Source organism: Phytoactinopolyspora alkaliphila, from assembly GCF_010550695.1.
GTDB lineage: Bacteria > Actinomycetota > Actinomycetes > Jiangellales > Jiangellaceae > Phytoactinopolyspora > Phytoactinopolyspora alkaliphila.
Genome location: NZ_JAAGOB010000009.1, coordinates 37,148 through 61,803 on the forward strand (window position 1 = coordinate 37,148; position 24,656 = coordinate 61,803).

The 24,656-nt window shown below is 67.1% G+C and carries 21 protein-coding genes; 3 read left to right on the top strand and 18 right to left on the bottom strand.

Annotation, left to right across the window (positions count from 1 at the left end; translation table 11 throughout):
* Positions 1 to 57 precede the first annotated feature (57 nt).
* The 13 genes from trmD to G1H11_RS16860 form a co-directional block, all read right to left on the bottom strand.
* Complete coding sequence (gene trmD, locus G1H11_RS16800; RefSeq protein WP_163819757.1) at positions 58 to 831, bottom strand: tRNA (guanosine(37)-N1)-methyltransferase TrmD; 774 nt, start codon at positions 829 to 831, stop codon at positions 58 to 60.
* Positions 828 to 1,448, bottom strand: a complete 621-nt coding sequence (gene rimM, locus G1H11_RS16805; protein ID WP_163819918.1) for a ribosome maturation factor RimM — start codon at positions 1,446 to 1,448, stop codon at positions 828 to 830. Before rimM ends, trmD begins: the two co-directional genes overlap by 4 nt.
* Before the next feature lie 165 nt (positions 1,449 to 1,613).
* Positions 1,614 to 1,850 carry an RNA-binding protein gene (locus G1H11_RS16810; RefSeq protein WP_163819758.1) on the bottom strand — a complete coding sequence of 79 codons (237 nt, stop codon included), beginning with the start codon at positions 1,848 to 1,850 and terminating at the stop codon, positions 1,614 to 1,616.
* Between the two features lie 4 nt (positions 1,851 to 1,854).
* Positions 1,855 to 2,481 carry a 30S ribosomal protein S16 gene (gene rpsP, locus G1H11_RS16815; RefSeq protein WP_163819759.1) on the bottom strand — a complete coding sequence of 209 codons (627 nt, stop codon included), beginning with the start codon at positions 2,479 to 2,481 and terminating at the stop codon, positions 1,855 to 1,857.
* A gap of 225 nt (positions 2,482 to 2,706) precedes the next feature.
* Positions 2,707 to 2,946, bottom strand: coding sequence for a hypothetical protein (locus G1H11_RS16820; protein WP_163819760.1), 240 nt, complete (start codon positions 2,944 to 2,946; stop codon positions 2,707 to 2,709).
* 45 nt (positions 2,947 to 2,991) lie between these two features.
* Complete coding sequence (locus tag G1H11_RS16825; RefSeq protein WP_163819761.1) at positions 2,992 to 4,428, bottom strand: MFS transporter; 1,437 nt, start codon at positions 4,426 to 4,428, stop codon at positions 2,992 to 2,994.
* Positions 4,425 to 5,042, bottom strand: a complete 618-nt coding sequence (locus tag G1H11_RS16830) for an ArsR/SmtB family transcription factor (protein WP_163819762.1) — start codon at positions 5,040 to 5,042, stop codon at positions 4,425 to 4,427. The genes G1H11_RS16825 and G1H11_RS16830 overlap by 4 nt, the downstream gene beginning before the upstream one ends.
* 198 nt (positions 5,043 to 5,240) lie before the next feature.
* Positions 5,241 to 6,338 (bottom strand): amidohydrolase family protein, encoded by a 1,098-nt coding sequence (locus G1H11_RS16835; protein ID WP_343074872.1) that lies wholly within the window; start codon positions 6,336 to 6,338, stop codon positions 5,241 to 5,243.
* Between the two features lie 184 nt (positions 6,339 to 6,522).
* On the bottom strand, positions 6,523 to 8,127 hold the full coding sequence (gene ffh, locus G1H11_RS16840) for a signal recognition particle protein (RefSeq protein ID WP_163819763.1): 1,605 nt from the start codon (positions 8,125 to 8,127) through the stop codon (positions 6,523 to 6,525).
* Between the two features lie 176 nt (positions 8,128 to 8,303).
* Positions 8,304 to 8,927, bottom strand: coding sequence for an HhH-GDP family DNA glycosylase (locus tag G1H11_RS16845; protein WP_163819764.1), 624 nt, complete (start codon positions 8,925 to 8,927; stop codon positions 8,304 to 8,306).
* A 6-nt stretch (positions 8,928 to 8,933) separates the two neighbouring features.
* On the bottom strand, positions 8,934 to 9,131 hold the full coding sequence (locus tag G1H11_RS16850; RefSeq protein ID WP_163819765.1) for a CsbD family protein: 198 nt from the start codon (positions 9,129 to 9,131) through the stop codon (positions 8,934 to 8,936).
* A gap of 95 nt (positions 9,132 to 9,226) precedes the next feature.
* On the bottom strand, positions 9,227 to 10,417 hold the full coding sequence (ftsY, locus tag G1H11_RS16855) for a signal recognition particle-docking protein FtsY (RefSeq protein ID WP_163819766.1): 1,191 nt from the start codon (positions 10,415 to 10,417) through the stop codon (positions 9,227 to 9,229).
* A gap of 35 nt (positions 10,418 to 10,452) precedes the next feature.
* Positions 10,453 to 10,734, bottom strand: a complete 282-nt coding sequence (locus G1H11_RS16860) for a hypothetical protein (RefSeq protein ID WP_163819767.1) — start codon at positions 10,732 to 10,734, stop codon at positions 10,453 to 10,455.
* Between the two features lie 246 nt (positions 10,735 to 10,980).
* On the opposite strand from G1H11_RS16860, the gene G1H11_RS16865 reads away from it, so the two are divergent.
* Together G1H11_RS16865 and G1H11_RS16870 are read left to right on the top strand one after the other, a co-directional pair.
* Positions 10,981 to 11,955, top strand: a complete 975-nt coding sequence (locus G1H11_RS16865) for an ATP-binding cassette domain-containing protein (RefSeq protein WP_163819768.1) — start codon at positions 10,981 to 10,983, stop codon at positions 11,953 to 11,955.
* A 62-nt stretch (positions 11,956 to 12,017) separates the two neighbouring features.
* Positions 12,018 to 12,845 carry an ABC transporter permease gene (locus G1H11_RS16870; RefSeq protein ID WP_163819769.1) on the top strand — a complete coding sequence of 276 codons (828 nt, stop codon included), beginning with the start codon at positions 12,018 to 12,020 and terminating at the stop codon, positions 12,843 to 12,845.
* Between the two features lie 6 nt (positions 12,846 to 12,851).
* Here the strand turns inward: G1H11_RS16870 and G1H11_RS16875 are convergent, their stop codons facing one another.
* The 5 genes from G1H11_RS16875 to G1H11_RS16895 all read right to left on the bottom strand — a co-directional run bounded on the left by G1H11_RS16875 (position 12,852) and on the right by G1H11_RS16895 (position 23,263).
* Positions 12,852 to 16,205, bottom strand: coding sequence for a BTAD domain-containing putative transcriptional regulator (locus G1H11_RS16875; RefSeq protein WP_163819770.1), 3,354 nt, complete (start codon positions 16,203 to 16,205; stop codon positions 12,852 to 12,854).
* Between the two features lie 151 nt (positions 16,206 to 16,356).
* Positions 16,357 to 19,932, bottom strand: coding sequence for a hypothetical protein (locus G1H11_RS16880; protein WP_163819771.1), 3,576 nt, complete (start codon positions 19,930 to 19,932; stop codon positions 16,357 to 16,359).
* A 39-nt stretch (positions 19,933 to 19,971) separates the two neighbouring features.
* The gene (locus tag G1H11_RS16885; RefSeq protein WP_163819772.1) at positions 19,972 to 21,360 is read right to left on the bottom strand and encodes an ABC transporter substrate-binding protein; all 1,389 of its coding nucleotides are present in this window, start codon (positions 21,358 to 21,360) and stop codon (positions 19,972 to 19,974) included.
* A gap of 72 nt (positions 21,361 to 21,432) precedes the next feature.
* Entirely contained in the window at positions 21,433 to 22,350 is a 918-nt protein-coding gene (locus G1H11_RS16890) for an ABC transporter permease subunit (protein WP_163819773.1), read from the bottom strand.
* Positions 22,340 to 23,263 carry an ABC transporter permease subunit gene (locus G1H11_RS16895; protein WP_163819774.1) on the bottom strand — a complete coding sequence of 308 codons (924 nt, stop codon included), beginning with the start codon at positions 23,261 to 23,263 and terminating at the stop codon, positions 22,340 to 22,342. The genes G1H11_RS16890 and G1H11_RS16895 overlap by 11 nt, the downstream gene beginning before the upstream one ends.
* 355 nt (positions 23,264 to 23,618) lie before the next feature.
* On the opposite strand from G1H11_RS16895, the gene G1H11_RS16900 reads away from it, so the two are divergent.
* Complete coding sequence (locus G1H11_RS16900; RefSeq protein WP_163819775.1) at positions 23,619 to 24,632, top strand: substrate-binding domain-containing protein; 1,014 nt, start codon at positions 23,619 to 23,621, stop codon at positions 24,630 to 24,632.
* The last annotated feature ends 24 nt before the right edge of the window (positions 24,633 to 24,656 follow it).

Sequence of the window (24,656 nt, forward strand, 5' to 3'; positions counted from 1 at the left end):
GCTCTAGTTTGCCACACCGGTGCGCTCCAGCGTTAACCGGGAGCGTCGCGATCGCGATCACGGCGCGTCGGGCTCGTCGAGCACCTCGCGGTCACGGGCGTCGAGGGCGTCGTCGCCGAGGCGGGCCAGCAGATCTGGCCTGCGCCGCGCTGTCAGCCGCAGCGCCTCGTCCCGCCGCCAGCGCGCGACCTTGGCGTGATGGCCGGAAAGCAGGATCTCGGGCACGTCCTGACCCCGCCAGGACGGTGGCTTGGTGTACACGGGGTACTCGAGCAAACCGTCGGGGCCGTGGGACTCCTCCGCCAGAGACTCCGGGTTGCCGATCACCCCGGGGATCAGCCGCACGATCGCCTCGATCATCACCAGAGCCGCAACCTCGCCGCCGTTGAGCACGTAGTCGCCGATGGACAGCTCGCTCACCCGCATGCGGGTCCGGGCGTCGGCCACGACCCGCGCGTCGATCCCCTCGTACCGGCCGCACGCGAAGATCAGCCACGAATCGGCGGACAGCTCCGCCGCGCGAGCCTGGGTGAACGGCTCACCGGCCGGCGTCGGCACTACCAGGTGCGGGCGGGCATCAGCGGCACCCTTCCCCTCCCCTGGCTTCACGGTGATCGTATCCAGCGCCGCTCCCCAGACATCAGGCTTCATCACCATGCCGGCCCCGCCGCCGTAAGGGGTGTCGTCGACCGTGCGATGCCGGTCCGTCGCCCACTCACGCAGGTCGTGGACCGCGACGTCGATCAGGCCGGCCTCCCTCGCCTTGCCCACCAGGGACAGCTGAAGGGGGGCGAGATAGTCCGGAAAGATGGTGACGACGTCGACTCTCAACGTTCGCTCTCTCCGGAGAGATGAAGATCGAGCAAGCCGGCGGGCGGATCGATCACCACGCGCCCGGCGTCGACGTCGATGTCCGGCACGATCGCGGACACGAACGGCACCAGGGCCTGGCTCCCGTCGGGCAACCGAACCGCCAGCATGTCCTGTGCCGCCCCGTGAATCACCTCGGCCACCTCACCGACGTCATCGCCCTCCGTTGTCACGACCCGTAGACCGGTCAGCTGATGGTCGAAGAATTCTTCCGGGTCGGAGGGCTGTTCAGCGTCGTCCACCTCGACCTGCAGTTCGGCTCCGCGCAAAGACTCGGCCGCGGTGCGGTCGGTGATCCCGTCGAAGACCACCAGCAGCCGGCCCTGGTGCCAGCGGATCCGGTTCACCGTCAACGACGACGGCAGCCGCTGGCCGGCCGGGATATCCCGGCCGGCAGAACGGACCGGCGACGAGCCACTGGACGTCCGGGGCCGGCCGGACGACGCCGTTCGGGCAGATGCGGTCACGTTAAGCACCGAGCCGGGCCCGAACCGCTCGTCAGGAACGTCGGTGCGCACGTGGACGGTCACCTCACCGCGAACGCCGTGCGCCCGTACGATCCGACCGACAGTGAGGATCACTGCCTCTCCTTCCTCGGCGCCGCTGACGGCACCACTGACCCCGGGGATACGAAAAGCCTGCGCCAGGGTCTCCTCATCGCCTGGCACAGGCTTTCACGCATCTCGGGTGCCGACTGTGGTGCACCATGACGCGGCCACGAGTCTCGGCCACGCCGCCGGACACTAGCGTTCGTCGACGTCGACGAAATCGATCCGGACGCTGTCTTCCGCCAGTGCCCCGATGACGGTGCGAAACGCCGTAGCGGTCCGCCCAGCTCTGCCGATGACCTTGCCGAGGTCGTCCGGATGCACGTGCACTTCGAGCAGCCGCCCTCGCCGCTGCTGGCGGGAGCGCACACTCACGTCATCCGGATGCTCGACGATACCGGTCACCAAGTGCTCCAACGCCTGAGCAAGCATCGGCTCAGGCCTCGTCGGCCTTGGCGTCGGCGGTCGGCTCGGCGGCAGCCTCGGCCTTGGCCGGCTCCTCGACGGAGGCAGCGGCCTCGGCTACCGCGTCGGTGGCGGCCTCTTCGGTCGGCTCCGCAGGCGCCTCGGTGGACTCGGCCTTGGCCTGGTCCTTCTTGGCGTCGTCCTTGGGGGCGGCGTCGTCCTTCTTGGCGTCGTCCTTGGGGGCGTCGTCCTTCTTGGCAGCGCTCTTCTTCGCCGGCTTCTTCTTGGCCGTCGTCGCCTCACCCTTGGGCTCGCCGTGTACCTCGGCCAGGGCGGCATCGAAAGCCGCTCGCCGGTCTGCCTTGGGCTCGGCGACCTTCAGCGTCCCCTCGGCTCCCGGCAGGCCCTTGAACTTCTGCCAGTCTCCAGTGACCTTGAGGATGGAGAGGACAGGCTCCGTCGGCTGCGCGCCGACGCCGAGCCAGTACTGGGCCCGCTCCGAATCGACCTGGATCAGGCTCGGCTCGAGCTTCGGGTTGTACAGGCCGATCTCCTCGATGGCCCGGCCGTCACGCTTGTTCCGGGCGTCGGCGACGATGATGCGGTAATGCGGGGCGCGGATCTTTCCCATCCGCTTGAGCTTGATCTTGACAGCCACGGGTGTGGAGTCTCCTTGTGGTTTCGCGCGCGGGTGGGCCAGTCATCGCCTGAGTGGGGCGCCGGCGATGAAGTCCCGGATGGATCCGGCACGCCACGGGTGAGAGGGCCGCGCGAGGCGCCGGTTCAGCAGGTCATTCTGCCAGATTCCAGAGCAGAATCCCAACTCGCCGCGCAGGCATGTCGGCGCCCGACGTCTCCCATACGGAATCGCTGACATGGCACGTCATCCGCCGTTCGGCTGGATTCTCGCCGCGGTGCCGCGAGCACGGAGGCCGGCGGCGGCGCGCGACAACGCCACCGACACACCGCCGATCCGGCGCGACCAGCGGTCCAGGCGGCGCGAGCGCCGGAGAATCCGCGACTGGCGCTCCACGGCGGCGCGCGCGATGTCTTCCGCGTGCTGGTCGTGCACGCCCAGGGATCCTGGCAAGACGATGCTGTGCGGGTTCGGTGTGATCGACATGGTCTGTCCTTTCCACGGAGTGATGACGGACGAATGCATGAAGTGTCAGCGGGTCTCGTTCTCGGATTCGGCTTCGCGGTCCGAGAACCCGGCCTCGGCTCGGTGAGCTACGCCCTGGTCGGCCTCGGTTTCCTGCGCCGTCAGCTCAGCCTCGGCTTCCTCCGCCGCCAGCTCAGCGCTTCGCAGGGCCCTGGCTGAGACGTGCCGCGCGACGACGACCGCTGCTACGAGGCAGAGCCCGACACCGGTGTAGAACACGGCCGGCAAGCCGGCGAACGTCCCGAGGACCCCGCCCCCGAGAGCCCCCACGGGGATCCCACCCATGCCGATCAGCCGATACGACGCGTTGACTCGACCCAGGAGTTCGCTCGGCACCAGCCGCTGGCGCATCGACACCACGATGACGTTGACGCCCGCGCCACACGCTCCCAGGACGACAGCGGCCGCGAAGACCGCCACCGGCGTCGGGAAAAGGATGGGCAATACCATGAAGGCACACATGATCAACAGGCCGCCCAACAGGACCTGCGCATGGCCGTACCGGCGGGTGACCCGTTCCACCACGAGCGAACCGGCAACGGCGCCCACCCCGAGAGCCGCGGCCATCAGGCCGTACTCGGCGGCGGTGAGGCCCACCTCCGATTCCGGGCCGACCAGCCACAGCACGAAGACCGCGAAATAGGCATTGTTACCCAGGTTGATCAGACCGGCCGACATCGCCAGATTGCGCAGCAAGCGGTGGCCCCACAGGTAGCTCAATCCGGCCACGATGTCGGCTCGGAGTGTCTTCTCGGAGACCTTCTGCGGCCGGTGCCGGCCACTGATGCGCAGAAGCAACAGGCCAGCCAGGGCGTAGCAGAGGCCGGCTGCCCCGAAGATCGCGCCAGCCGCAAGGCTGACCAGGACACCGGCGAAGGGCGCGCCGAGGAAGTGATTGGCCACGGTCTGCACCGCCATCAACCGGCCGTTCGCGTCCCCGAGCCTTCGCTTGTCGACGAGCATGGGGAGCATCGACTGCGCCGATGTGTCGGAGAACACTTCCGCCGTGCCCACCACCAGCACAGTGACGTACAGCAGCGGAAGGCTCAGCTCCCCCACGGCCGTCCACGTGAGCGCCATACCCAGGGCAGCAGCGCGGCTCCAGCTAGCCACCATCATGATGCGACGGCGGTCGTAGCGGTCGGCGATGGCTCCGGCGTGCAGGGCGAACAGCAGCCATGGCAACCACACGGCGGCGGTGACGATCGAGACCAGGAACGGCTCCCGGGTCAGCGACACGGCGAGCAGGGGTGCGCCGATGAGAAGGAGGCCGTCGCCGAGGTTCGACGCACCGGACGCGCCCCAGAGATAGATGAAGGGACGTCCGAGCGGAGGCAGCTCAGCCGCCTTCTTCCCGGCCTCCGCCGCCTCCACCGCCCCCGCAGCCGCGCGGCGAGCGGCGTCGCCGGACTTCCGGCGCCCCACTATCGGCAAGCGGCTCATGAGTCAGCTCCGTCGGTGCGGGCGTCGGACGAGCGGTCCGGGTCAACGGTGGTGACCCCCAGCAAGCGAACGATCCTGGCGCCCTCGGGACGCTTGGCGGGATCGTCGAAGCGGTCGGTGAAGCGGTCGGTCAGCTCCCCCAACGTCCGGCTGATCTCGCTCATCTCCTCGGCGGTCGCCCAGAACGTGGACGTGGCGATGGTCGACGCCTCTACCCATTCCCGGGGCTCTTCGTCAGTGCGCGCGATCCAGTCCCGCAAGCGCTGCATCTCACGTTCGACCACCAACGAGGACACTTCACGGAGCGCGAACTTCGACGCCGGGTCCTCGAAGTCGGCGGTGGCCGTGAACGATCGGACCGCCAGCCGCCAGGGCTTCTCCCTGCCCTTCGGTTCACCCGGCTCCACGAAGCCGTACTTGGCAAGCATCCGCAGATGGAACGAACAGCTGGCAACGCTCTCTCCGGTGCGTTCCGCGCACTGGGTGGCGGTGGCCTCGCCCTCGATGCGCAGTACGTCCAGCAATTCATTGCGTAGCGGGTGGGCCAAGGCGCGCAACCGTTGGGGATCGGTGATCCGGGGTCCGGAGCTGTGGGGCGTCGCGTCGTTGCTCATGATGCTAAAGCTACCTTTATAAAGCTATCTTTAGCAAGTGTCCTTGAGGATCTCCGCCAAAACTTCCTCATTCGGCCCACTCGCGGAGAAGCTCGGGTGCCGGCCACGCGTGCCTGCGGAGTTGGTGACGTGGCGACGTCCGTGCCGCTCAGCGCTCGTCACGCCCTGGCGATGACAGCGGTTAGCAGGAGGAACGTCTCAGCGCACGACGTGGCCGCGCAGGATGATGCGCGCGGGCTCGAGGAGGGTGGCGGGCTCCACCCGAGGATCAGCCGCATAGACACAGAGGTCGGCTACGACGCCCTCGTCGAGCCTCCCTGAACCGCCGAGCAGGTATGCCCGCGCCTTCCACGAAGCGGCAGCTACGGCATCCGGCGCCGGGATGCCGGCCGCCGTCAATTCCAAGACCTCACGCGCGATCAGCCCGTGCGGCAGGTATCCACCCGCGTCGGTACCGGCGAAGACCGGAACCCCGGCCTCGTAAGCGGAGCGCACCGTTTCATATCGCCGCTCGTGCAGCGCCCGCATGTGGGCCGCGTACGCCGGGAACTTGGCCGCGCCCTGTTCGGCGAACGATGGAAAGTTCGCGATGTTGACCAGCGTGGGGACCATCGACACGCCACGCTCGGCCATCAACGCGATCAAATCGTCGGACAGCCCCGTGCCGTGTTCGATCCCGTCGATACCGGCACCGATGAGGTCAGGCAGCGCTTCCTCGCCGAAAACGTGAGCCGTGACCCGCGCTCCGAGCTCGTGAGCGCGGGCGATGGCCGCCTCGAGCGCCTCACGTGGCCAGCAGGGGCCGAGATCGCCCTTCTCCCGGTCGATCCAGTCGCCCACGAGCTTGACCCAGCCGTCACCACGACGAGCTTCCTGCTCGACGTACGCGACGAGTTCCTCGGGTTCGATCTCCCAGCCGTAGTTGCGCAGATAGCGCCTGGTTCTGGCGATGTGCCGGCCGGCCCGGATGATTCGCGGGAGGTCATCCCGGCCATCCACCCACCGGGTGTCGGCGGGCGAGCCGGCGTCGCGGATCAGCAGGGTTCCGGCTTCCCGGTCCGCGATCGCCTGCTCCTCGGCGACGTCGTCGGGTACAGCCCCGCCGGAATCCAGTCCGACGTGGCAGTGCAGGTCGACCAGTCCAGGCAGAATCCAGCCGGAGCCGACCGTCTCTGCATTCATGACCGGCTCGTACGTCACGGCACCGTTGCGGATCCACAGGTCGCGATGCTCCCCTTCCGGCAGCACCACACCTCGCACGTGCAGCGTCCGGGGCGTCGTCGTACTCGTGGTCACCGGACCCTCCGGAGAAGATCAGACGACAAAGACGGCTGCCGGCGAGCCTCATGGTCACCTGATCGTTCTGCGTCCACGGAGTGAGACGCGATCGGATGACAAACAGGCCCGACGACGACGTCGATGGTCACCTGATCGTCATACGCCACGAGTCCAGCCGACATTTCGACGATCAGGTGACACATCAGCGCCGGTTGAGGAAGTCGGCGATGTCGTCCGGCAGCTCGAAGTCGGTGTTCTGGCCGTCGGCCTTCCCGTCGCCACCGAAGGCCGACGGGAGCTCTCCCGAAACGCCACCCTGGGCGCGCCGCTCTTCGGCTGCCGCGATCTGCGCCGCCCGCTTGGCCGGATTCCCGGACCGGGCCTTCTTGCCCTTCTTCGACTGCTTGGCCTGGCGGCCCTTGCTCTTCTTGCTCCCCGGCATGCCGGGCAGGCCGGGCATCCCCGGCATGCCGCCCATGCCTGGAAGGCCGCCCATCTTGCCCTGAGCCGCCTGGCTCATCATGTCCCGGGCCATGAAGAACCGCTCGACCAGCTGGCTCACCTCGCTGACCTGCGTACCGGACCCCTTCGCGATCCGGGCGCGGCGCGAGCCGTTGATGATCTTGGGATTCTCCCGCTCAACGGGCGTCATCGAGTAGATGATCGCCTGAACCCGGTCCAGTTCCTTGTCGTCGAAGCTGTCGAGCGCCTCGCGCATCTGCCCGGCGCCGGGGAGCATGCCGATCAGGCTCTTCAGCGAGCCCATCTTCTTGACGGCCTGCATCTGGTCGAGGAAGTCGTCGAAGGTGAAGCCCTTACCGCCCTTGTCGGACAGTTTGCGGGCGATCTTCTCCGCCTCATCGGCGTCGAACGCTTTCTCCGCCTGCTCGATCAGGGTAAGCATGTCACCGAGGTCGAGGATGCGCGACGCCATCCGCTCCGGATGGAAGACATCGAAGTCGGTGAGCTTTTCCCCCGCCGATGCGAACATCACCGGACGGCCGGTCACCGAGGCGACCGACAGCGCAGCACCGCCGCGGGCGTCGCCATCGAGCTTGGTCAGCACGACGCCGTCGAATCCCACACCTTCGAGGAAGGCATTGGCGGTGGTGACCGCGTCCTGACCGATCATCGCGTCGACGACGAAGAGGGTCTCGTCGGGCTTGACCGCGTCCCGGATGTCCGCTGCCTGCTGCATCATCTCCGCGTCGACGCCGAGCCGGCCGGCGGTGTCGACCACGACCACGTCATACAGCTTGGAGCGCGCGTGGTCGATGCTGTCCCGGGCCACAGCGATCGGGTCGCCGACGCCGTTGCCGGGCTCCGGCGCGAACACGGCCACGCCTGCTCGCTCACCCACTACTTGCAGCTGGTTCACCGCATTGGGGCGCTGAAGGTCCGCGGCGACGAGGAGCGGCTGCTTGCCCTGCTCCCGCAACCACAGCGCGAGCTTCCCGGCCAGCGTCGTCTTACCCGCACCCTGGAGGCCGGCGAGCATGATCACCGACGGCGGCTGCTTGGCAAAGCGGATACGGCGCGTTTCGCCCCCGAGGATCTGGACGAGCTCCTCGTTGACGATCTTGATGACCTGCTGCGCCGGATTCAGCGCCTGGGAGACCTCGGCGCCCCTGGCGCGTTCCTTGACGGCGGCGATGAATTCCTTCACCACCGGCAGGGCGACGTCGGCCTCTAGCAGGGCGATACGGATCTCTCGCGCGGTCGCGTCGATATCCGCCTCGGACAGGCGGCCTTTTCCACGGAGCGTCTTGAACGTCGCTGTCAGGCGATCAGAAAGAGTGGCGAACACGTCGGCTTCGAATCCTCAGGGTCCGGGGTGATACATCGGCTTCCCGCAAGCCTACCTGGCGGCGTCCACCACGTTGGCCTGCCCGGCATTCGACCCGGCAGGGCCAGCCGTCGCCTGCCGGCCCGGCTTCCGGTACGGCAGGTGACCGGACGAGACCGAGCGACGAGGCCCTGGTGTCAGGACTCGCCCTGCGCGGCGCGCACACATGCGGCCATCAACCTGGGCAGTTGCCCGGCGGGCACAAGTTCACCCAGTCTCGCTGCCGACGCCGGCAGGCCGAGCTTCTCCGCGCCGTCAAGGACCCGCTGATCCGCGTACGGTGCCAGCTCACGCCATTCGCCCTGTACCTCGCGGCAGAAGATGGCCGCGCCAGTAGGCCCGATGCCGGGGAACTCCTGCAGCCGCCGCTCCAGCTCATCCACGCCGGCCGCTTCTCCGTACAGCCGCCGCAGGTCTCCGCCGTAGCGGTCGAGCAGCAGGCCAGCTCCCTCGCCGAGCATCGTGGCCGTCCGCTCGTCGTAGCGCCGGTAATGACCACGGCCGAGTGCGTCGACACGCTCCTGCCACGTCGCCTCGGCCATCCGGCGAGGCGTGCGGTAACCGGCCCTCGACAGTTCGCGGGCTGCGTCGACCGCGATCTGCGAGCTGATTCTGGCCGATAACAGCATCGCCAGAACCAGAAGACGATAAAGCGGCGACGGCTTGTCGGCCAGCCGGATCCCCGCCTGCGCGGCGAAGGTCCGGCCGTGCCGATCAAGTGCCGCCGCCGCTATCGACTTGGCAGTCTTGCTCGGTGCCATGACGAGTCAGTCGCGCTTGAAGGTGTCCTTCAGGTCGCGACCGGCGTCCTTGACTTTGTCGCCGACCTTCTTCAGCTTGGCCTCGTCCTGATCGGCCTGGCCCTCGGCCTGCTTCTGCTCGTCGTCGGTGACGTCGCCGTAGGCCTCTTTGGCCTTGCCCTTGAACTCTTCACCTTCGTGCTTGATGCGGTCGCTGTCAGCCATGGCAATCCTCCCGTGTCACGGATATGCATCCTTGTACGCGAAGGGGTACCCAAAAGCTCATCCAGCACGCGTCCGGCGGGCCGCGAAACGCCGCCTCAGCCGAGCAGGCCGTCCACGAACTCCGCGGGCTCGAAGGGCGCGAGGTCGTCGGCGCCTTCACCGAGACCGACGAGTTTGACCGGCACGCCAAGCTCACGCTGCACCGCGACGACGATGCCACCCTTGGCGGTGCCGTCGAGCTTGGTCAGCACGATGCCCGTCACGTCCACCACCTCGCCGAAGACCTTCGCCTGGATCATGCCGTTCTGGCCGGTGGTGGCATCGAGCACCAGGAGGACCTCATCGACCGGGCCGTGCCGTTCCACCACGCGTTTGATCTTGCCCAGCTCGTCCATGAGCCCCACCTTGGTCTGCAGGCGTCCGGCGGTGTCGATCAGGACGACATCGGCTTCGGCCTCGCTGCCCGTCTTGACGGCGTCGAAGGCCACGCTGGCGGGATCGGCGCCTTCCGGACCGCGCACAGTGGGGACGCCCACCCGGTCACCCCACGTGGTCAGCTGGTCCGCCGCCGCAGCCCGGAAGGTGTCGGCAGCCGCCAGGACGACGTCGCGGTCCTCGGCGACCAAGACCCGTGCCAGCTTTCCCACCGTCGTGGTCTTTCCAGTGCCGTTGACGCCCACGACGAGGACCACCGCCGGGCGGTTCTCCGTGACATGGCGGTCCGTCCTGAGGCTGCGATCCATGTCCGGGCCGACGAGCGCGATCAACTCCTCACGCAGGATGGTGCGCGCCTGCTCCGGACCGGCGAGTCCCTCGACCCGAGCCCGGGTCCGCAGCCGCTCCACCAGCTCCTGGGTGGGTGCCACTCCGAGGTCTGCTGTCAGCAGGGTGTCTTCGATCTCTTCCCAGGTGTCCTCGTCCAGTCGTTCGCGAGACAGCAGGCCGAGCAGTCCCCGCCCGAGCGTCGACTGCGACCGTGCCAGCCTGGCTCGCAGCCTGACAAGCCGCCCTGCAGCCGGCTCGGGACGCTCCACCGGGGCGGCGATGATCTCCTCGATCGCCGAGGTGTCGACGTCGGGCTCGGGGAGGGTGACGTCGGCGACGGATCGCCGCTCTTCCTGGAGCTGCGGTGCCGCGTCGTCGCCCACGCCGGGCGGGTAATCCACTCCGGGGCGCGGCGGCGCCTCGCGCTCCCGGATACGGGCGCGACGACGCGGCACGATGAACGCCGCGATCCCGGCTGCCAGAACGACGGCGATGACCAGAGCTATGAGCAGATACTCCACGGGGGCCTATCCTCGCACGGATCCCCGCTGACGCTTCAACGCGAGGCCAGCTGCTGTTTCACCGCGATCACGGGCCGGCGCGCCGGCGCCGGCACCGGACGGCTGAGCTGCTGGGCGACGAGCCGGCGCCCGGCTCGCAGGCCCAGCACGGCCAGATCGGCGAACGCGTCCGCACGGACTCTCATCGCGTATCGCCGGCGCCGCACCCAGCGCCGCCCCCTGGGTGAGCGGGTCAGCTCGTGCGCCACGCCGACGAGCGCCAGGACGGCGGCGGCGAGCAGGACGATACCCAGCATGGCGGTGGCGATCGCGATCATGTGAATCCCCCTTAGCAACTTTCGTCACATCAGTAACAGCAGCCACATCAGACTACCCGCCGAGCCGGAATTTCACGAGAGCCGCCCCGAGCCGCGTGTCGGATGCCGGTCGACCGCGGAGCGGACTCGGGGCGGCGGGTCTCGGCTCGCTTCTCAGCGAGGTCGGTGACCGCTGTCAGCGATCTGTGCGAACCCTGTCAGTGAGCAGTGCCATCGTGATCACAACGACACGAGGAGGAATCAGCTATGCACGCCCCACAAGCCGCTTACGCGGTCCAGGCCGATGGCTTGGTCAAGCGCTTCGGCGAGACCGTCGCACTGGACGGCATCGACCTGGGCGTCCGGACCGGAACCGTGCTCGGCCTGCTCGGCCCGAACGGCGCCGGCAAAACCACCGCTGTCCGGGTTCTCAGCACACTGCTGACGCCGGACTCGGGCCACGCTACGGTGGGCGGCTACGACATCTCCACCGAAGCGCACCAGATCCGGCAGCTGATCGGGCTCACCGGGCAGTATGCCGCCGTGGACGAAAGCCTGACCGGCTTCGAAAACCTGCTGCTCATCGGCAGGCTCCTCGGTATGGAGCGCAGCGAAGCGAAAGCGCGCGCGAGGGAACTCCTCGCCGAGTTCGACCTCAGCGACGCCGGTGGCCGGGCCGCCAAGACGTACTCCGGCGGTATGCGCCGCCGGCTCGACCTGTCTGCAAGTCTGGTGGGCCGTCCCAGAATCCTGTACCTGGACGAGCCCACTACGGGCCTGGACCCACGGGTCCGCCTCGAGCTCTGGGCGCTCATCCGCCGCCTGGTGGCCGACGGCGTGACCGTCCTGCTCACCACGCAGTACCTGGAAGAGGCCGACGAACTCGCCGACGACATCATCGTCATCGACCACGGCAAGGTCATCGCCTCCGGCACACCGGCTCAGCTCAAGGCCGCCACCGGAACTCAGACTCTCGCGGTGCGCCCGAGCGATCCGTCCCACGTGGCCACCGTGCGGGCTGTTGTGGCGGAGTTGTCGTCGACGCAGCCGGAGGTCAACGGGTCCCTCGTCACGGCACCGGTCTCCGATCCGGCCGTGCTGCCCGCCGCGGTCCGGCGGCTCGACGACGCCGGAGTGGTCGTCACCGAGCTCACTCTGCGAAGCGCCAGTCTCGACGAGGTGTTCCTGTCCCTCACCGGCCATCCCACCGAACGCAACGAAGCGCACAGCGGAGCGGCCTGAGCACAGCCCAGTTCGAACCGCACAGCACGCACCGCATGTCTTTGAGGAGAGGATCGTCTCGCATGACCGCCACATCCGCTACAGCACCGCAGACCCGCGGCCAGGCGCCGCCGTTGAGCTCGCGCGTCGGAATCGGCGAAGGAATCGCCCAGAGCTTCACCCTGGCCTGGCGCACCGTTGTCCAGGTCCGCCACAACCCGTGGGAACTCGGTGACTTCAGCATCCAGCCGATCATGTTCGTGCTGCTGTTCACGTTCATGTTCGGCGGAGCCATCGCCGGAGACTGGCAGAGCTACCTGACGTTCATGCTCCCCGGCATGATCGTCATGAACATGCTCTTCGTCACGCTCTATGTCGGCCAGGGGCTCAACACCGACCTCACCAAGGGCGTGTTCGACCGGCTCCGCTCCCTCCCCATCGCACGGTGGGCGCCGTTGGCCGGTCGCATCCTTGCCGACCAGGTCAAGCAGATCTGGTCGATCATCCTAGTGCTCGGCGTGGGCATGGTTCTGGGATTCCGGCTCGGCAACGGGATAACCGGGATGCTCGGCGCCACCGCGTTGCTTCTCGCCTTCGCGCTGGCATTCTCCTGGGTAGGCGTCGTCGTCGGGATCATGGCCAAAGACCCGGAGCGAGTACAGATCTACGGCTTCACCGCTCTGTTCCCCATCACCATGGTGAGCAATGTCTTCGTTCCGGTCGAGACGCTGCCCGGCTGGCTGGAGACAGTGGTGGACGCGAATCCGGTCTCGACCATCGCGGACGCCGTCCGAGGCTTGATGCTCACCGGTGCCGAGGCCGGGCCTATTATCGAGACTTTGCTCTGGGCCGGCGGCATAGCCGTGGTGTTCGCGCCACTGTCGGTGTGGATGTTCAAGCGCCGGACATGAACAGTGTCAGCGCGGTTCCAGTACGGGAAGACCAGCCCGAGGCGGAGCGGCGGGCAGGTGCCCGTGCTCACGGAGAAGTCTGAACGCCTTCTCTCGCGTGAGCGCTGCGCCACAGGCGTACTCATGGTCGAAGACCACGTCACCAAGAGCATGCCGGGCGTGGCGCTCAGTGGCCGCACGCTCGGCACTTCCCATATCGGGGATGCCACGTAGAAATGTGCTCACACCGAGCAGCTGAGCGGCCGCGCGGTACTCACCAAGCGCTCCGGCCAGGGCGGCGTAGGCCTGCGCCACCTGGCCCGCGCTGGTGCGGTCAGGTAGCCCGGGGTGGTCATGCGCTACACCCTTAAACAGGAGTTCTACCGCGTCCGAGAGGACCATGCCCGCGGAGGCGAGGTCACCGGCGGCGATCTCGGTGTACACGTGATCGGTGATGAGCACGCACTCTTCGACTTGCGGGATCGGCATCGCCGCGCGCACCTGCCGGAAATGTTCCCGAGCGCGGCCGAGGTCGCCGTCCCGGTAGGCGAGCCAACCCAAGCCGTTGTGCGTGAGCACCAGCGCCTCAGTGACACCTCCGCGCTGGGCGCCGGCCATGGCCTCATCGAACGTTCGCCGGGCGGCGGCATGGTCGCCGAGGTCCACCATCATCCGGCCCAATTCCGCCTGCATCGTCGGGATGTCCTCGACCGATTCGATCTCACGCGCCATCTGCAGCGCGTCGTCAAGCGCGCGCACCGCCGCGCCGTGATCGCCCCGCTGGCTGAGAAACGCCGCCTTCATCCGCAACGCCAATCCCGTGCCCAACCGATCACCGATGCTTCCGAACTCATCCATCGCGACGGCGAGGTCGTGGTCCCGGGTCTCGACGTCTCCTTCGGCACCCGCCATGAACATGCCCATCATGAAGCCCATACCGCGAACCCACGGATCCGTGCTCTCCCGCGCCATGTCAAGCCCGGCACGAGCCTGTGGACGGCCGTCCACCAGCGCCGACCACGCGCCTTCGATCACCGCACGGACCGGGAAGGACGGATCGGGCGCCGCCCGTCGAGCGGTGATCCGTGCCCTCGCCAAGGCTCGAATCATGGCCGGCATTCCCTCGGCGCCGACGCAGCTGGCGGCCGCATAAAGATGAACCAAAGCTCGCCGTGACGACGGCGCTTGCGTACGCAGGGCGCCAACCTCGCGCAGCCACGAACCGGATTCCCTGACACCGCCGCGGAGCAGCCAGAAATACCCGAGCACGGCAGCCATGCGCAGCGCCAGCTCTACCTCTGCCCGATCAATAGCCCACCGCAGCCCAGCGAGGAGATTGTCGTAGTCCTGCGTTAGGCGTCGCAGCCATTCGACCTGCTCGGAACGGCGTAGATGCGGTTCGGCCCGCTCCAGCAGGTCTCGGAAGTACCTCGCGTGCGCCTTGGCGATCTCGTCCACCTCGCCGGCGTTGGCCAGCCGGTCGGCTGCGTAAGCCTTCACGGTCTCGAGTAATCGATACCGAACCTCGCCGTCGGACGCGTCGCTCGGTGATGCCTCGACAAGTGATTTGTCCACCAGCGAGGCGATCACATCCAGAATCTCCTCGCGAGGGACCTCACCTCCCGAGCAGATGTGTTCCACAGCATCGAGTGAGGCGCCACCGGAGAACACAGCGAGCCGGCCGAGCAACGTTCGTTCCGGCTTGTCAAGCAGCTCCCAGCTCCACTCCACGACGGCATGAAGTGTCTGGTGGCGTGGCAACACGGCCCTCCCGCCGTTGGAGAGCAGCCGGAATCGATCGTTCAGGCGCGCGGCGATCTGGACCGCCGACAGCGCGCGGCTGCGGGATGCGGCCAGCTCGATGGCCAACGGCATGCCGTCCAGGCGGCGGCAGACCTCCACGACCGGACCGACCGTGCTCCGGTCCAGCGTGAAGACTGGGTTGACCGCTGCGGCGCGCTCGGCGAACAACCGCACGGCCGCATACTCCCCGGCCCGGGCAGGATCGTGCGCCTCGTCCCCGTCCGGAAGCGGAAGCGGTCCTACCGGGTACAGGCGCTCGCCTTGCACGCCGAGTGCTTCCCGGCTGGTCGCTATCACGCGCAGGTCGGCGCAGTGTGTCAGCAATGCGTTGGTCAGCTCAGCCACAGCACCGATCACGTGCTCACAATTGTCCAGCACGATGACGGCCTTCTTATCGCCCAAAGCCTCGATCAGCCGGTCGCTGGCCAGCCGGGCTTCGAGCGGTCGCAGCCGCTCCGGTTTGGTGCGCACAACCTCGCGCAAGCCCAGTGCGGACAGTACGGCCGGCGCCACATCCGAAGGCTCGCCGACCGGGGCCAGCTCGACGAACCACATGCCGTCCTCAGCGAGCTCGCTCCGGCCCTGAGCAAGCCGTCCGGCTGCCTCGGTGGCCAGCCTCGTCTTACCCGCACCGCCAGGCCCGTGCAGCGTGATCAACCGGGTCTTCGTCTCCAACGCGCTGGTCAGCGCAGTGATGTCCTCGGTGCGTCCGATGAAGCTGGTGGCCCGCGTGGGCAACGGACGCCTACCGGTGGCTTCAAAGCCCTCTGGACGCCCGGCAGCGTCAGCCGGCGGATCGGTTCGGGACCTGTCCAACTCTCCACGCAACACCGACAGGTGGAGTTCTTGCAATTCTCTCGACGGGTCGAGCCCGAGCTCGTCGGCCAGCCGAGCCCGGATCCGTTCGTAGACGGCCAGGGCCTCGGCTTGCCGTCCAGTCCGCGCCAAAGCGCGCATGAGAAGGCTCGAGATTCGTTCCCGCAGCGGATAGCCGGCAGTCAGCGCTTCGAGCTCCGGGATCACGTCATGGGCACGGTCGAGTTGTAACGACGCCTCGACTCGATCTTCCACGACGGACAGCCGTAGCTCCTCCAGACGCGCAGACACGGGAGCGACGAAACCTACGGCACCGAGGTCCGAGAGGACCGGGCCGCGCCACATCGCCAGCGCGTCGGACAGAACCGCGTGGGCGGCCGCGGCCTCTCCGGACGTCAGCAGCCTCTTCCCGTCACGAGTCTTGCGCTCGAACCGGTGGACGTCGACATCGGAAGGAGAGACAGCGAGCTTGTAACCGGAGTGGGTGGCTTCGACCCACCCACGCCCGGCATCCAGCGGATCATCGCCGAGACTGTCGTGCAGCGCGCGCCGCAGACGGGACACCACTGACTGCAGGGCGTTCGCCAACCCGGCCGGCGGCGAGTCTCCCCACAGGGCGTCCACCAGCTCGTCGACCGCCACGGGTTTGCCCGGGTCCAGTGCAAGCCGGGCAAGCAGAGTGCGCGGCTGCCCGCCGCCGACCTGCACCGGCCGGCCGTCAGGTGTCCAGACCTGCAGCGGACCCAGAATTCCGACGCGCACGCCTCCAGCTTCCCACGGCACACCGACAATGTGCCCATCACACCCGCCGCCCGGTCATCGACGGCTCGCTGTGCACCCACCCGAGATGATCGTCGGCACGGTAGTCACACTGCCAAGGGTGACTACCGGCCAACGATCACCGGGAGGCGTGTCAGGTGATGGTCACCGCGATGGTGGCCGCCGCCTCAGGCTCGATCTGACTCTCCACCCGGATGACGGCCGTGCCGCGCTTCTCGCCTGTGATCACGCCGTTCTGGTCGACCCCGACCACGTTCTCGGCGCTCTCCTCCACCACGGTCCACAGCAGGTACGTGCGATCGGCGTAGACACCGGCCATGTTGACGAACCCGACGTCCAGCGTCGCCGTGTCACCGACTCGCACCTGGATCGTCTCGGGCACGTCGAGGGACGGCTCCGGCGTGAGGGTGATGTAGTCGTTGGCGAGGTTGTAACCGCCCGCCCCCGGCGCGCGACCCACGACCTCGTACCGCAGCACCACGGGTCCGGGTTTGCGAATCTCGACGACTCCATGATCGAACTCGTCGTACAGATACGCGCCGTCGCTGGTCGGCAGATACTGGTCGAACACCTCTCCGACCGGCTGACCGTCAATCACCAGCTGAGCCTGGCCGCGATTGGCATGCCTCTTCGCCACCGTGGTGACCCGGTACCGCCCAGCTTGTGGGACCTCCACCTCGTACTCCGCCCAGGCGCCGGGCGCGGGCGCCGCCAGCTCGTGCCAGGCCCCGCCTTGGGCAGGGCTGGCCGGCGGTTCCGCCACGCGGCGTACGGAACCACTAGCCCCGACATGCGTCTCCTCCGCTTCGAACTTCAGGCGGGGCAGACGGGCGCTCGGGGTGAGCTTGATGAAGTCCACCCCGATGGCATGACTGCTTCCCGACGTGCCCGTGCTCACGAACCGGAATGTGTGCTCTCCGGCGTCGAGGTCGGCCAGGCCCACGTATCGCTCCCGGAACTCGATGCCCCGGTACATGTTGATCATGTAGTAGTGGTTGAACTCCTCGCCGAGCTTGTCGCCGTCCACATACAGCTGGCTCCGCCCGCGGGACTGATTCTCCTTGTACCGGTTCTCGACGAGATACCGTCCGGCCGTTGGCACCTCGACGGTGAACTCGATGTGCTGGCCGGTGTTGGTGAACTCGGCGAGGATCCAGCTGCTGTTGCTGGCGTTTCCCTCGTTGACCTGTCGCCAGCTGGCATTCGCGGGCTCAAGTTCGAAGGGGAGGAACTCCGCCTCGAAATACGTCGGCTCCGGGAACACCGAGCTGACCGGCTTCGGCGGGCGCAGTTGAGATGCCAGTACCACGGCCACGCCCCGGCCGCGGTTGTTGAGGGCGACCGTCTCCACGCGGCCCCTGTCCGTCGAGGGGTCCGCCACGATGATCGTCGCGTCGGCCCCGGGCTCGCCGGTGAGGCGCACCCGGATCTGCCTGTCGTTCGTGGAGACGTCGACCTCGTCGAGATGCTCGTCGGCGTAGACGACGTGCATCTCCCGCCGGCTCGTCGCCCGCTGGATCCAGAACGCCTTGCCTCGCGAGGCGTTCTCTCGCAGGTCGATCGGAAGCCCTGGATCCTTCAGCTCGGACCCGGTGAACGTGCCGCGATAGGCGTATGTGTGACTGCCGTCGTCGTCGATGGTCACGTCAGCCACCATGTACCGGCCGCCGTCGTCGAGCCACCGCAGATTGGCGACGACGGTGGACGCGTACCCCTGATGACCGGTAGCGATCACCAGAGCCCGATCACGGTCGTCGTCGGTGTGCATCCACACGAACGGACCCGAGCTGGTGTTCCACGCGCGGCCGTCCCAGCCGGTGCCGAGAAAGACCGGCCGCCACATGTGCTCGGTGAGCTCCGCGACGCGAGGGCTCCTGCGCCACTTGTTGAACACCGCCATCAGCTCGATAGCGGACTCAGGCCAGCGCTCCGAGTTGCCCGGGTTCTCCCCAAACTTCACGTTGCGCACCGCCGTATAGGCGTAGTAGTCCTCCATCTTGCCGGTCAGCCGACCGAGGTTCATGTACTGCGCACCCATGGGCATGTGCCCGAAGTGCACAACGGCCGTGCGCAGCGAGAGGTTCTCTCCCGTCACCCCGCCGTTGAGGGTGTTCCAGCCGTTGTACGGCACATGCAGCAGACCGTTGTTGCGGTCACCCTGAGTGGGATAGATGTCGAGCTCGGTGGTGAGCTTGGGCAGGTAGTGCGGGTATCGCTCGACGATCTCGTTGAGCATCCGCCGGACCAGGACGTTCTTGCGGTACACGTTGTCCGACGGGTGTGAGTACGGCGTTTCTCGCTCGTTCTGCCAGTACTGCGTCAGATCGATCATGTGATGCGACATATGGAAGTCGTTGATCAGCGTCTCGATCTGCTCGCGTTTGAAGGCCAGCTGATCGGGGTCGGCAAGGTCACGGCCCTGACCGTGCCCACCGCCACTGAGGCTGAACCACAGCCCGAACATCAGCCCGCGGTCCACCAGTGTCTGCGTGAACTCCTCCAGACTGTGAATGCTCTTCAGCATCTCCTCGTTCGGCTCGATGGTGTCGCGGGTGGTGTTCCACAGGTCGTCGAGCATCACCATGTCGAAGCCAGCTTGTTCGGCCTTGGGGATGATCACGTCGTAGTAGTAGTTGTCCGGCAGCACGTTGCCGGGCCCACCGCGGTAATCCCAGTCATTGGTGTTGAACAGTGTGGTGAGCTGGTTGTACCGGAACCGCTTGTGGAAGTGCTCCTGCTCGGCCATCTTGCCCTCGACCACACCGCCGTTGAACACGGTCACGTTCACGGAGAGGTACTCGAACTCCTCGTCCGGGAAGAGCACCAGCTGCAACGACTCGGGATTCGTCGTCACACGTAGATGGTCGATCTCGTGCCAGGCGTTGATGCTGGCGAACGGCGGCAGCATGTAATCGCTGGAATGGTTGCCGCTGCCGCGCATCGTCTTCCAGTTCAGCTCCGGGCTCACACTCCACCCGTCGGCCGAATCGTAGACGTTGATGACCTTCTTCGGCAGCTCCGCCCGTTTGCCAGCCGACGACGTGTCCTCCGGCGTGGGCGCCAATGAGCCGCGCGTACTGCGCCAGATCGCGTTCGGCGGATAGAAGAGCGTGTGCGACTGGTCCTCCACCGCCAGCGCGAACACCGTCGAATTAGTGATGGTCGTCTTCGTGGTGGCGTCGTCGTTCTTGACCAGCGTGTAGAAGCGGATGCCCGCGCGGCCCGTGTAGATCTCGAAGATCACCGTGACCGTGATCGGCCTCGGCTGTGTCCGGGTGAGCGGCACGGCCACCTGCCGGCCGATACCGGACTCTCCGTTCGGTGTATGCATCACCAGGTCGGTGACCCGGTGAGCACCGGCCGTCCACCCACCGTCGTCGGCGACGATCTGGTGAGTTCCGTCGAGCTCATAGGCGAACAGCCGGTGCCCACCGGAAGCCCGCTGGTATTCCCGGCCGGCCTCCTTGTTGTAGAGGCTGGCGATCCGGATCGATCCGCCGGCGGTGGATAGGCCCAGGCGGATCACGTCATTCTCGAGCGTCCAGCCGTCCGCGGTCTGGGTGACCAGACCACGCACGGACGGGTCGCTGACCGGGACAGGTGCGGCGTGCGCCTGCTCACGGCCGACGCCGAGGGCTCCGGCGAACGTGGCGCCGGCCAGCATCGAACCCGCGGAGCTGAGGAAAAGCCGGCGGCTGAGGTGTTTCATCAGATGTACCTCCTGGCGACAAGGGGGTGCTCGGGCGGGCTACCTGCTGACTGCGGAACTGATCTCGGAGCTCAGCGAGCTCGCGGCGTCCTCGGGGCTCATCCGGTCGAAGAGCACCTCGGCACAGTGGCGCTGGAAGATCTCCTGCACCGACGCGCCACCCACCGGCGGCGGAGCCGGAGCCTCGGCGATCTCGTCGCCGATGTCCTGGATGAAGGTCGCCGCAGCCGCCTCTGCGGGATTGAACTGATCCGCCACCTCCGTCCTGACCTCCGTGTTCGGCGGCACGCCCCGCTCAGCGAGAAGGATGTCACCGGCGTGGTTGGCGAGGAAGTCGACGAAGAGGCCAGCCTCCTCCGGGTGTTCCGTGCGGGAAGAGACGGACCAGAACATCGACGACTTGTAATAGGCGCCGTTGTCGCTCGCCTGGCCGGTCTGACTCGGCATCCGAAGGAGGACCAGCTCATGACCGGAGGCCTCCGAGGCGGCGAAGAGCTGATTGCTCCACATGAACCCCATCGCGACCCGGTTGGTCGCCGTCACGCCCTGGTCCAGGCCGGCTGAGTTCTCCTCCGCTGTGACCGATGCGGGCGGCACCGCCCCGGCGTCGCGCAGGTCGGTCATGTGCTCGAAGAACGACATCAGCGTCGCTTCGGAGAAGCCCACCTCGCCGTCCGCGGTGAACAGAGACTCACCGTGCTGGCGTGCCCACGTGGTGAAGGCCGCCTGCTCATTCCCGAACGACTGGGATCCCCACACGCCGTCGTCGGTGTTCTCGGTGATCTGGACCGAGAGCTCCTTGAACTCTTCCCAGGTCCAGGTCTCGTCGTCGGGGAGGTCGAGCCCCGCGTCGGTGAAGATCGAGGGGTTGGCGAGGATGGCGAACGAGTTCACGCCCGACGACAGTCCGTACAGGCCACCATCGAACTCGCCGGTCGCGACCGTCGCCTCCTCGAACGCGGAGATGTCCACGCCATCGAGCGTGTGCAGGTCGAGTAGTGCGCCCCGGCCCGCGTACTCGCGCAGATACATCTCGTCCATCTGGATGATGTCCGGCGCGTCGTTCGCCGCCACCGTCGTCGCCAGCTTGTCCCAGTAGCCGGACCACTCGCCGAACTCGCCCTGGACGCTGATGTGCGGGTACTCAGCCTCGAAGGCGTCGATCACCTCCTGGGTGATCTGGTGCCGGGTGTCCGATCCCCACCAGGTGAACCGGAGGTCCACCTGTTCCTGGCTGCCGGAGTCGCCCCCGGAGCCCTCGCTGGTGCGGTCGGACTCGTCGTCGCCGGAGCCGCCGCACGCGGCCAGCGCCAATGCCAGCACGGCGGGAAGGGCTGCAGCCCGGATCCCGGTACGCGCGCCGAGCCGCCGAGTCCTATCGGGGGCGACGGGCCCGCCGTCGTTGTGGTTGCTGATGAACGTGCTCATCGGTCTTCCTTTCAGCTGACGAGCGCACAGCTCGTTCGGGCGTCTGGGGATGGGTGAATGGGGAGCCGGTGCTCACTTGCCGCCGGTGGTGGCGATACCTCGGACGAGGAACCGCTGGCCGACGAGAAAAGCGAAGAAGACTGGCAGCAGGGATACCACGGACATGGCGAACATCGACCCCCACGAGGTGGTGGACGTGGCGTCGACGAATGCCCGCAACGCCACCGGCACCGTGTACATGTCAGGGTCGGTCAGGTAGATCAGCTGGCTGAAGAAGTCGTTCCAGGTCCAGATGAACGTGAAGATCGCGGTTGCGGCCAGTGCGGGCACCATCAGTGGCAGGATCACCCGGGCGAAGATGCGCGCATGCCCGCACCCGTCGATCCGGGCCGCCTCATCGAGTTCGGTCGGTATCCCCCGGATGAACTGAACCATCAAGAACACGAAGAAGGCGTCAGTGGCCAGCAGCTTGGGCATGATCAGCGGCCAGAACGTGTTCACCCAGCCAAGCTCGGAGAACATGATGTATTGCGGGACGATGACCACGTGGATCGGAAGCATGATCGTCAGCAGCATGATGGCGAACAGCGTGCGCTTGCCGCGGAACTCCAGCCGCGCGAACGCGTACGCCGCCATGGAGCACGAGACCAGGTTGCCGAGAATGCAGCCGAACACCACCACGGCGGAGTTCAGCAGGTAGTGGCCGAAGGGCTGTGACAACGCATTCCAGCCGACGGCGTAGTTATCCAGCTCCAGACCGTCGAGGAACAGACCGGGAGCGCGGAAGATCTCGTTGCTCGGCCGCAGTGAACTGATCACCATCCACAGCACCGGATAGAGCATCAGCACGCCGGCGACCACCAGGGCCGTGTGTTTGCCCATGGACCGCACTCGGGCGCGCCGCGCCCGCGGCCGTGGTTCGAGGGGCCGGCGCGTGGTTGTCGGTTGAGGGTCGGCCGGGCGTCGGCCGGCCGCGACGTCAGTCACCATAGAACACCCAATGCTTCGCGGCGAGGAAGTTGACGGCGGTGAAGGCGGCGATGATCAGCAGCAGGAACCACGCCATGGCCGAGGCGTAGCCCATGTCGAAGTTCCCGAAGCCGCGGTCGTAGAGATAGAGCGTGTAGAACATGGTGGAGTCCGCGGGCCCGCCGGTCCCGCCGGATACGATGAACGCCTGCGTGAACGCCTGGAACGCGTGGATGATCTGCAGCACCAGGTTGAAGAAGATGATCGGCGTCAGCAGCGGCAGCGTGATCCGAACCAACCGGCGCATTGTCCCGGCGCCGTCCACCGCCGCGGCCTCGTAATACATCTGCGGGATCTGCCGCAGGCCGGCCAGGAAGATGACCATCGGGGCGCCGAACGTCCAGACGTTCAATGTCACCAGCGTCCAGAGTGCCGATTCCGGATCCGCGATCCAGCTCCGGCCTTCTCCGCCGAGAAACCCCAGGACGTGGTTGACCAATCCGTCTGCGCCGAAGATCTGCCTCCACAGCACCGCGATGGCCACGCTGCTCCCCAGGAGGGACGGCAGGTAGAACACCGAGCGGTAGAGGGCGAGCCCTCGAACTCCGCGGTCCAGCATCAGGGCGAGCGCCAGTGCCAGCGCGAGCTGCAGCGGCACCGAGACCAGGACGTAGGTGAAGGTCACCCGCAGGGAGTTGTGCAGGCGGGCGTCGCCGAGCATCCTCGCGAAGTTGTCGAGACCGATCCACCCGGGCGCCTGGAGGAGGTTGTAGTCGGTGAAGGACAGCCAGAACGCGGCGGCCATCGGAATCAGCGTGATGCCGAACAAGCCCAGCAGCCACGGCGTCAGGAACGCGTACGCGGCCCGGTTCTCACGCCTGCCGGGTGCGGGACGCCTTCCCTTCAGCCGGCCGAGTTCCCCGATGGCACTCACGAGCTTGCCACCTGGGGCTTTGTCCGCCACTTCGTCGCCACGACCGCGACCCCTTCCTGTCGCTCGCCTACTGGACCGGCCCGGCGAGCCCAGCGACCGAGCCCCGCCGAAACCACGCGTTAACGCGCTTGGCGAGAAACTGTAGCTGAAGCGGTTCAGTTGTCAAGAGTCAAATATTCTCAACTAAATGCTGGTAACTGGAGGTTGTAAGAGGTGACATTCTGAGATAACTTAAGCGCTCAATCAGACATCATGTGTAGCGGCGTCGGCTTATCGATCACGGGTTCGCGCGCCCTGGCCCGGATCCCTCGACATGTCGCCGCACCGCATCACCGGCAGGAAAGTGGGCTCACGAGTGCCACACGTCACCATCAGCGAGATCGCCAGGCTGGCGGGGGTCTCCAGCAGCGCCGTGTCCTACGCGCTGAATGGCCGGCCCGGCGTGTCGGAGACGACCCGAGCCAAGATCGTGAAGGTCGCCGACTCCCTGGGATGGGCCCCGAACACCGCCGCGCGGATGCTGTCCGGAGCGAAGACCGAGACGTTCGGGCTGGTCTTCCACCGCCCGGCACGAGCACTGAGTGTCGAGCAGTTCTACATGGACTTCCTCGCCGGCCTCGAAGCCGCCCTCGGCGAACGGCAGTACGCGCTCCTTCTTCAAGTCGTTCCCAATCTCGAGAAGGAGGCCGCGACGTACAAGCACTGGTGGGCCACCCGGCGCGTCGACGGCATCGTGGCGCTCAATCTGCGCGTCGACGATTCGCGGATACCGCTGCTCACCGAACTGGGAATGCCGGCGATCCTGGTCGGTGACCCTTCGATGACCGGGCCTCTGACCAGCGTATGGGTGGACTACTCCTCCGCGATGTCGCACGCGGTCCGGTACTTGGTCGACCTTGGACACCGGCGGATCGCCCGGGTGGCCGGATTCACGCCCATCGGGCACGTCAAGGTACGCGACACCGCATTCGACCGGGCGATCGCCGACGCCGGCCTGACCGCCCGGACACTGCACACCGACTTCTCCGGCGAGGACGGCGCGCGTGCCACCCGGGCGCTGCTCAACGACTCTCCGCGGCCGACCGCAATCGTCTACGACAACGACGTGATGGCCGTGGCCGGGCTCAGCGTAGCGGCTCAGTCCGGTCTGCGGGTTCCTCACGACATCACCCTCCTCGGCTGGGACGACTCACCCCTGTGTGAGATCACCAATCCACCGCTGTCCGCCATGAGCCAGGACAACGTCGGCTTGGGTGGGTTCGTCGCCCGCCAATTATTCGGGCTCCTGGAGGGTGAGGAGCCGGCAGCGCACCTCTACTCGACTCCGACCCTGCGCCTGCGCGGCAGCACCGCCCCGCCCCCGCACTGACCTCCATCCGAATGATCATGTAAA